The sequence below is a fragment of the Streptomyces sp. SID5910 genome (assembly GCF_009862125.1).
In the GTDB taxonomy this organism is placed as follows: Bacteria; Actinomycetota; Actinomycetes; order Streptomycetales; family Streptomycetaceae; genus Streptomyces.
Genome location: NZ_WWHX01000200.1, coordinates 1 through 7,994 on the forward strand (window position 1 = coordinate 1; position 7,994 = coordinate 7,994).

6 protein-coding genes and 2 pseudogenes are annotated in these 7,994 nt (G+C 74.6%); 3 read left to right on the plus strand and 5 right to left on the minus strand.

Going from position 1 to position 7,994, the window contains the following annotated elements; genetic code table 11:
- Positions 1-110: 110 nt before the first annotated feature.
- A complete protein-coding gene (locus tag GTW67_RS07150) occupies positions 111-1,376 on the plus strand; it encodes an extracellular solute-binding protein (protein WP_161163958.1) in 1,266 nt (421 codons plus the stop codon).
- Positions 1,377-1,454: 78 nt separating this feature from the next.
- Here GTW67_RS07150 and egtD read toward each other — a convergent pair whose 3' ends face one another.
- The 5 genes from egtD to GTW67_RS07175 all read right to left on the minus strand — a co-directional run bounded on the left by egtD (position 1,455) and on the right by GTW67_RS07175 (position 6,761).
- On the minus strand, positions 1,455-2,417 hold the full coding sequence (egtD, locus tag GTW67_RS07155; RefSeq protein ID WP_161163959.1) for an L-histidine N(alpha)-methyltransferase: 963 nt from the start codon (positions 2,415-2,417) through the stop codon (positions 1,455-1,457).
- A complete protein-coding gene (gene egtC / locus GTW67_RS07160) occupies positions 2,414-3,247 on the minus strand; it encodes an ergothioneine biosynthesis protein EgtC (protein ID WP_161163960.1) in 834 nt (277 codons plus the stop codon). The genes egtD and egtC overlap by 4 nt, the downstream gene beginning before the upstream one ends.
- The gene (gene egtB, locus GTW67_RS07165) at positions 3,247-4,638 is read right to left on the minus strand and encodes an ergothioneine biosynthesis protein EgtB (protein ID WP_237518716.1); all 1,392 of its coding nucleotides are present in this window, start codon (positions 4,636-4,638) and stop codon (positions 3,247-3,249) included. The genes egtC and egtB overlap by 1 nt, the downstream gene beginning before the upstream one ends.
- Positions 4,635-5,936: an ergothioneine biosynthesis glutamate--cysteine ligase EgtA gene (gene egtA, locus GTW67_RS07170; RefSeq protein ID WP_161163961.1), complete on the minus strand. Its 1,302-nt coding sequence runs from the start codon at positions 5,934-5,936 to the stop codon at positions 4,635-4,637. The genes egtB and egtA overlap by 4 nt, the downstream gene beginning before the upstream one ends.
- A gap of 360 nt (positions 5,937-6,296) precedes the next feature.
- On the minus strand, positions 6,297-6,761 hold the full coding sequence (locus GTW67_RS07175) for a type II toxin-antitoxin system PemK/MazF family toxin (RefSeq protein ID WP_161163962.1): 465 nt from the start codon (positions 6,759-6,761) through the stop codon (positions 6,297-6,299).
- A gap of 153 nt (positions 6,762-6,914) precedes the next feature.
- On the opposite strand from GTW67_RS07175, the pseudogene GTW67_RS07180 reads away from it, so the two are divergent.
- Both GTW67_RS07180 and GTW67_RS37530 read left to right on the plus strand, forming a co-directional pair.
- A pseudogene (locus GTW67_RS07180) lies at positions 6,915-7,826 on the plus strand (NAD(P)-dependent oxidoreductase); the annotation flags it as partial.
- A 94-nt stretch (positions 7,827-7,920) separates the two neighbouring features.
- Positions 7,921-7,994: pseudogene (locus tag GTW67_RS37530) on the plus strand (PPOX class F420-dependent oxidoreductase); the annotation flags it as partial.

A 7,994-nucleotide genomic window follows, 5' to 3' on the forward strand; every position in this document is an offset into this window, starting at 1 on the left:
CCAGACACCCGTACGAGCCTCACGCTCGTCCCCCCACGTCGGGTCTCCCTTCGCGTGCGCCGGACCCACCCGGTCCGTCACCGACACCTGTTCGACCAGAAGGACCCCTCGTGAGACGTCGCCTCCTCGCCCTTGTCTGTGTCTCGGCCTCCCTGCTCAGCGGCTGCGGCCTGATGCCGGGCGACAGCGGGAGCGGACGGCGCGCCGTCACCGTGTGGCTGATGAAGGGCAGCGCCTCGGAGGACTTCCTGAAGCGCTTCACCGAGGACTTCGAACGCGAGCACCCCGACCTGCGCCTCGACGTCCGCATCCAGGAGTGGACCGGCATCGGCGAGAAGGTGCAGTCCGCGCTGAAGTCCGACGGCGGCGGCGCGCAGCCGGACGTCATCGAGGTCGGCAACACCCAGGTCCCGCAGTACGCCGAGGGCGGCCGGCTGGAGGACCTGACGCTGGAGTCGATGCGGGACTGGGGCATCCGCGACTGGCTGCCCGGCCTCGCCGAACCGGGGGAGTACCTGTCCCAGCAGTTCGGCGTCCCCTGGTACGCCGCCAACCGCGTCGTCATCTACCGCAAGGACCTGTTCCAGCAGGCCGGCATCACCGAGCCGCCCCGCACCCGCGAGGAGTGGCTCACCGCCACCAAGAAGCTCGACGAGGGCGCCGGCCAGGGCATCTACCTGGCCGGGCAGGACTGGTACACGCTGTCCGGCTTCATCTGGGACGAGGGCGGCGACCTCGCCAAGGAGAGCGGCGGCATCTGGACGGGCGCCCTGGACAGCCCGGCCGCCCTGCGCGGCATGGACTTCTACCGCGAACTCCAGGCCCTGGGCGAGGGACCCGTCGACGCCGACGAGGAACACCCGCCGCAGGCCGGAGTGTTCGCCAAGGGGCAGGTCGCCCAGATCATCGCGGTGCCGGGCCAGGCCCAGTCCGTCCTGCGCGAGAACCCCGGACTCAAGGACAAGATCGGCTTCTTCCCCGTGCCCGGCAAGAGCGCCGACAAGCCGGGTGCCGTGTTCACCGGCGGCTCCGACCTCGTCGTACCGGAGAACACCGACGACCGGGACGGCGCCGTCGCCGTGCTGGAGGCCCTCACCGGGGCCAAGTGGAACACCGACCTGGCCCGCACCATGAACTACGTCCCCAACAAGAAGTCGCTGGCCGCGGACGTCGCCGGCGAGGACGGGGTCGAGGCGATGGCCGCCGGTGCGGCGCAGGGCCGGGCGACGCCCGGCACGCCCCTGTGGGGCGCGGTCGAGGCGGACAACCCGGTCAAGGAGTACATGACCAAGGTGCTCAAGGGCGCCGAGGCGGGGCCGGAGGCCGAGCGGGCCTCCGGCCGTATCACCGACCTTCTGGATCCGGACTCCCGCTGACGCGACGGCCGCTGACGCGACGCCGGGTGCGCCGCGGCGGGTATGCCGGAGCGGCACACCCGGCTCGGCGCGTCCGTGTCACTGCACCTGGCTCAGCGACAGCGCGAAGCGCCCCTCGGCGTCGGTCCACCAGTGGGTGAGGTCCAGGCCGGCCGCGGCCAGTTCCGTCCGCACGCCCTCGCGGCGGAACTTGGCGGACACCTCGGTGCGCACCTCCTCGCCGGCGGCGAAGTCCACGGCCAGGTCGAGCGCCTGGACCTTCACCGTCTGCGCCGTGCGGGAGCGCAGCCGCATCTCGATCCACTCCCGCTCCGCGTCCCACACCGCGACGTGGTCGAACGCCGCGGGCACGAAGTCGGCGCCCAGTTCGCGGTTGATCACGGCCAGGACGTTCTTGTCGAACGCGGCCGTCACCCCGGCCGCGTCGTCGTACGCCCGCACCAGCACCCGTTCGTCCTTGACCAGGTCCGTGCCCAGCAGCAGCCCGTCGCCGGGCTGGAGCAGGGCCCGGACGGACGTCAGGAACGCGGCCCGTTCGGCGGGCAGCAGATTGCCGATCGTGCCGCCGAGGAACGCCACCAGCCGGGGGCCCGGCGTGTCCGGGAGCGTGAGCCCGGCGGTGAAGTCGGCGATCAGCGCGTGCACCTGGAGCCCCGGCCGCTCTGCGACGATCGCGTCCCCCGCCTGGGTGAGGGCGCTTTCACTGACGTCGACCGCCACGTACGCGTCCAGTTTGGTCAGCGCGTCGAGCAGGTGCCGTGTCTTCTCCGAGGAGCCGGAGCCCAGTTCGACCAGGGTGCGGGCGCCGGTCGCGGCGGCGATCTCCCCGGCCCGGTTGAGCAGGATCTCCCGCTCCGCCCGGGTGGGGTAGTACTCGGGCAGCCCGGTGATCTCCTCGAACAGCTCGCTGCCCCGGGCGTCGTAGAACCACTTCGGCGGCAGCGACTTGGGCGTACTCGACAGGCCCGCCAGGACGTCGGCGCGCAGGGCGGCGTCCGTGGCGTCCTCGGGCAGCGTGCGGGTGAGGCGGAACGGGCTCACGTGCGGGACTCCTTCGCAGATCCGGAAGCGGCCGTGGCCGCGGGCACCAGGGCGTTCTCGCGCGGGTCTTCGAGCGGCGTCAGCAGCACGTCCGTGCCGCTCGCCGCGAGCAGGGTGCGGTCGGGGACCTCCTGCCAGTGCGGGTCGTCGTCGTAGGGCTCGGAGGCGACGACCGTGCCGCCGCCGGGCCTGGCCAGGTACCAGAGGGTGTCGCCCCAGGCGGTGGCCGCGATGGTCTCGCCGTCCGTGAGCAGCAGGTTGAGCCGGGAGGCGGGGGAGGCCGCGGCGACCTCCAGGACCGTGTCGGCCAGCGCCCGCGCGTCGGCGCGCGGCCGGGGCTCGCCCGCGCCCGCGGTGCGCAGCCGGTGCAGGACCAGCGCCCACACGAGCGCCGAGTCGTTGCGGGCCTCCAGCGACAGCAGCTCCTCGGCGGGCAGCGACCCGGTCAGCGGCGCGAGCGAGCCGGGCCAGCCGGCCACGGCGCCGTTGTGGCTGAACAGCCAGGGCCCCGCGGCGAACGGCGCCGCCGCGGCCTCCGCGTCGGCACCCGCCAGCGTCGCGTCCCGTACGGCGGCCAGCAGCGCGCCGGTGCGCACCACCCGCGCCAGGTCGGCGAAGGACTGGTCGGCCCAGATCGGTCCGGCCCGGCGGTAGCGCGCCGGTGCCGGGTCGCCGTCGGCGTACCAGCCGACGCCGAACCCGTCGGCGTTGACCGTGCCGTACCGCTGGCGCCGGGGCGCCCAGGACTGGCGGTACAGGGCGTGCGCGGGCTCCACCAGGAGCCGCCCCAGCGGCTCGGCGGGGCCCACGTAGGCCAGGTGACGGCACATCAGGAGGCCTCCGCACTGCGGGCGGTGCGGAAGCCGGAGAAGATCTGCCGCCGGATCGGGTAGTCCCAGTTGCGGAACGTGCCCCGGCAGGCCACCGCGTCCACGGCGAACGAACCGCCGCGCAGCACCTTGTGGTCCGGCCCGAAGAACACCTCCGAGTACTCCCGGTACGGGAACGCCCGGAAGCCGGGGTACGGGGCGAAGTCGCTCGACGTCCACTCCCAGACGTCGCCGATCAACTGCCGCACCCCGAGCGGGGACTCGCCGGCCGGATAGCTGCCGGCGGGCGCCGGACGCAGATGCCGCTGGCCGAGGTTGGCGTGCTCCGGGCCGGGGTCGGCGTCGCCCCACGGATAGCGCGTCGAGCGGTCACCGGCCGGGTCGTGCCGGGCGGCCTTCTCCCACTCGGCCTCGGTGGGCAGCCGCCGCCCGGCCCAGCGGGCCCACGCGTCGGCCTCGTACCAGCACACGTGCACCACCGGCTCGTCGGGCGGCACCGCCTCCGTGACGCCGAAGCGGCGCCGCAGCCACTGCCCGCCGTCCCGGCGCCAGAACAGCGGGGCCCTGATCGAGTGGCGGCGGACGTGGTCCCAGCCCTCGGGGCTCCACCAGCGCGGTTCGTCGTAGCCGCCGTCCTCGATGAACGCCTGGTACGCGGCGTTCGTCACCGGGGTGGTGTCGATGAAGAACGGGGCCACCTCGCGCCGGTGCGCGGGCCGTTCGTTGTCCAGGGCCCACGGCTCGGTCGAGGTGCCCATCGTGAACGGGCCGCCGGGCACCAGGACCTCCGCCGGGCCGGTGAACAGCGGCACCGGGTCCGGATCGGGCGCGGTCAGGGCCTGCGGGCCCCTGCGGAGCTGGTGGGTGATCAGCATGGTCTCGTCGTGCTGCTGCTCGTGCTGGGCGATCATCCCGAAGGCGAAGCCCGCCTCCGTCAGCCGCGTCCCGTGGAACGCGGCGCCCTCCAGCACGTCCAGGGCCCGGCCGCGCACGTCCGCCGCGTACCGGCGGGCCTCCTCCGGCGGCAGCAGCGGCAGGGCGGGGCGTTCGGCGCGTGGATGCTCGAAGGCGTCGTACAGGCTGTCGATCTCGGGCCGTATCGCCTCCTGGCCGCCGACGGCGCGCAGGAGCCACTGTTCCTCCTGGTTGCCTATGTGCGCGAGGTCCCACACCAGCGGGGACATCAGCGGCGACACCTGGGCGGTCAGGTCGGGTCCCTCCACGCAGCTGGTCAGCAGCGTGGTGCGCTCCCGGGCCGTGACCAGCGTGGCCAGGACCCGTTCACGGAGCGTCTCGGGGTCCACCGGGGCGGCGGGGGTGGCCTCGGCGGGGGTCTCGGTGGTGGGGCCCGTGGCCGGGCCGCCGGCGGGGTGCGTGGCGGAGTCGGTCATGGGCGGGTCTTCCTCCCGTGCGGGCCGGTGCCCGCGCCGTCGTGGGCGTCCAGCAGGTCGTCGGCGGGGCAGCGGCCCCGGGCGACATAGCGGTCCAGGTACCCCGCGACCGCGTCCGTCACCCCGGTGCCGGCGCCCATCCGGGGCAGCGCGTCCAGCGCCGCCGCGAAGCACATGCCGGCCGCCTCCCGCAGCTCCGGGTCGGTCAGGGCGTCGCGGGCCGCGTCCCGGTACAGCGGGTTGTGCGGGGCCCGCAGGCCGAGGGTGCGCTCCGCGAGGGGCTTCACGGCCCGGTAGGCGGTCTCGGAGGCCTCCGGGTCGTCGAACAGCGCCGCCGTCACGGCGAGCGGCACGATCCAGCCGTCGTCCCCGGGCTGCGCGTCGATCATGCGCAGCTCCAGATGCCCGCGCGGCCTGACCGGCGGGAACAGCGTGGTGAGGTGGTAGTCGAGGTCCTCCCCGGTCGGCGGTCTCGGCGACCGGGTCCTGGTCCACTCCCGGAAGGTCATGCCGTCCGGTACGTCCCACGGGCCGCCGTCCCGGCGTACGCACATCACCGGAGCGTCCAGCACATGGCGAGCCCAGGCGCGGCGCGGGTCGGCGTCCAGCGGCGGGCCGCCCGCCCGGCCGGCGCCGATCTGCGTCCACCGCAGCTGCCGCGTGGACCGCCAGCCCGTGGGCCGGCCGCCGGACAGCGGGGAGTTGGCGAACGCGGCCAGCAGGACCGCGCCCAGCTGGTGGGCGAGCCACCAGCGGCGTACATGACCGAGCTGGCCGGGCTCCTCGTGTCCGGCGTCCAGGCACACCTGCACGGAGGCGGTGGCGCACATCATGAACCGGCCGCCGGGGCCGGCGCGGTCGAGGCTGGCCTCCATCGCGTCGTACCGCGGCCGGCGCAGATACCGGCGCGGCGGGTGCCAGGGCTCGTGGCCCAGGCCGACGAGGGCGAGACCGTCCTCCCGCAGGACCGCGCGGACGGCGTCCAGGTCGGCCCGGACGGTGTCGACGCACTCCATGAGGGAGGCGGCGGGCAGCGAGCTCAGCTCCAGCTGGCCGCCGGGTTCCACGGTCAGCGCCGAGCTCAGGGCGACGCCCTCCAGCGCGGCGTAGGCCGCTTCGAGTCGTTCGTGCGTCACGGGGAGCCGGGGCGAGCGCAGCTCATGGACCAGCCACTCCACCTCGACGCCGAGGCGCGCGGGCGGGCCGGTCTTGAAGCAGATGCCGTGGACCAGCGCCTCGACCTCGGCCTCCGTGACGGTGGTGCGTGGCCGCGTACAGCCACCTACCGCATCGGACATGTCGGGATCCTCCTGAGATTCCACCATGTCGCCGACCCTGTTCTTGGTGGGCCGGGTCGGCACACTCGTCCCACCCAAGACCCTCGCGCCGCTCCGCACAAGGGTGCATATCGGGACGTTCCTGCTCGGCAATCTCTCCGACCCGACCGTTTCCGGGGTCTTCTCCCGTCGTTTCCCCGGGCCGGGAAATGCCGTTGCGCCGCATCACCAGCATCACCCAGGATTCCCGCATGAGCACGACGGGGGAGTCCGCGCCGCGCGCGCTCATGGCGTCCACGGGGGTGGCGCCATGACCGCGCGCCCGCGGGGCACCGTCCGCGCCGCGTTCGCGCGGGGCCGGCCGGAGGCCGCCGGCGGGCGTCAGCTCCAGCCGTAGCGCTCGCCGAGCCGCCGCCGTACGAGGTCGAACCGCATCCGGTCCAGCGCGCACGCCTCGCGGCGCATGCCGGCCTCGTGCAGCCGCAGCACCCGGTCCACGGCCACCCAGGAGTCCCGCCCCGACCGGTCCCACGGCCCGCTGCCGATCGGCACCCAGTCCCGGTCGCCTTCGTGCCGCTTGCTGGACAGCTGCACGGCGAGCACCGTGCCCGCCGCCTCCCGGGCCACGACCAGCACGGGCCGGTCCTTGCCGCGTCCGTCGTTCTCCTCGTACGGCACCCACGTCCAGACGATCTCGCCCGGATCCGGGTCCCCGTCGTGCGCGGGCGAATACTCGGTACGCACCGGGCCCACCTGCCGCGGGTCGGCCTCCGTGGTCGCGGAGGCGCCGTGGCGGCCGGGTACGTGCGCGTCGCTGTCGTCGCTGCTGCGGGTGAAGGCGTTCACGGCCGTACCGTACGCGACGCGTCCCGCGGGGCCCGTACCGGTCGGCACGGGCCCCGACCGGATGGCAGGCTGATCTCCGGCCACCCTCCGCACGAGGCACGAGGCACGAGGCACGAGGCACGAGGCACAAGGCACGAGCACCGAGCACCAGCACGAGAACAGGAAGCCGACGTCATGACCGACAAGCTCACCGTGAGCGTCCTGGGTACCGGCATCATGGGCGCCGCGATGGCCCGCAACCTCGCCCGCGCCGGACTCACCGTCCGCGCCTGGAACCGCAGCCGGGACAAGGCCGAGCCGCTGGCCGCCGACGGCGTGCACATCGCCGGCAGCCCTGAGGAGGCGGTACGGGACGCCGACGTCGTCCTCACCATGCTCCACGACGGCCCGGCCGCCCTCGACGTCATGCGCCGCGCCGCCCCCGGCCTGCGCGCCGGCGCCGCGTGGATGCAGTCGACCACCGCCGGCCTGGACGCGCTCCCCGACCTCGCCGCCTTCGCCCGCGAACACGGCCTGGTCTTCTTCGACGCCCCCGTGCTCGGCACCCGGCAGCCCGCCGAGGTCGGCCAGTTGCTCGTCCTGGCCGCCGGACCGGCCGACGCGCGGGACGCGGTGGCGCCCGTCTTCGACGCCGTCGGCTCCCGCACCGTGTGGACCGGCGAGGACGGTGCCGCCGGCAGCGCGACCCGGCTCAAGCTCGTGGCCAACAGCTGGGTCCTCGCCGCCACCAGCGCGGTCGGCGAGGTCCTGGCGCTGGCGCAGGCGCTGGGCGTGGACCCGGACGGCTTCTTCGACGCCATCGCCGGCGGCCCCCTCGACATGGGCTATCTGCGCGCCAAGGCCGGCCTGATCCGCGACGGCGCCCTCGTCCCGCCGCAGTTCGCCGTCACCACCGCCGCGAAGGACGCCCGCCTGATCGTCGAGGCGGGCGAGCGCGGCGGCGTACGCCTGGACCTCGCCGCCGCGAGCGCCGCGCGCCTGGAGCGGGCCGCGGCCCAGGGGCACGGCGGCGAGGACATGGCGGCGGCCTACTTCGCCAGCTTCGACGAGAAGGCGTCCGACTGACCGCGCCCGGGGTACCGGAGGAGCGGAAGAGGACGAGCGGGGGAGACAGAACACCGAAGCAGTCTCGCAACGATCACGACCCGAAGGAGTTCCGATGTCCAAGCCCCCGCTGCCGCCCGAGGCCGTCGACCTGCTGCGCCGCGCCAACCCGTGCGTGATGGCCACCCA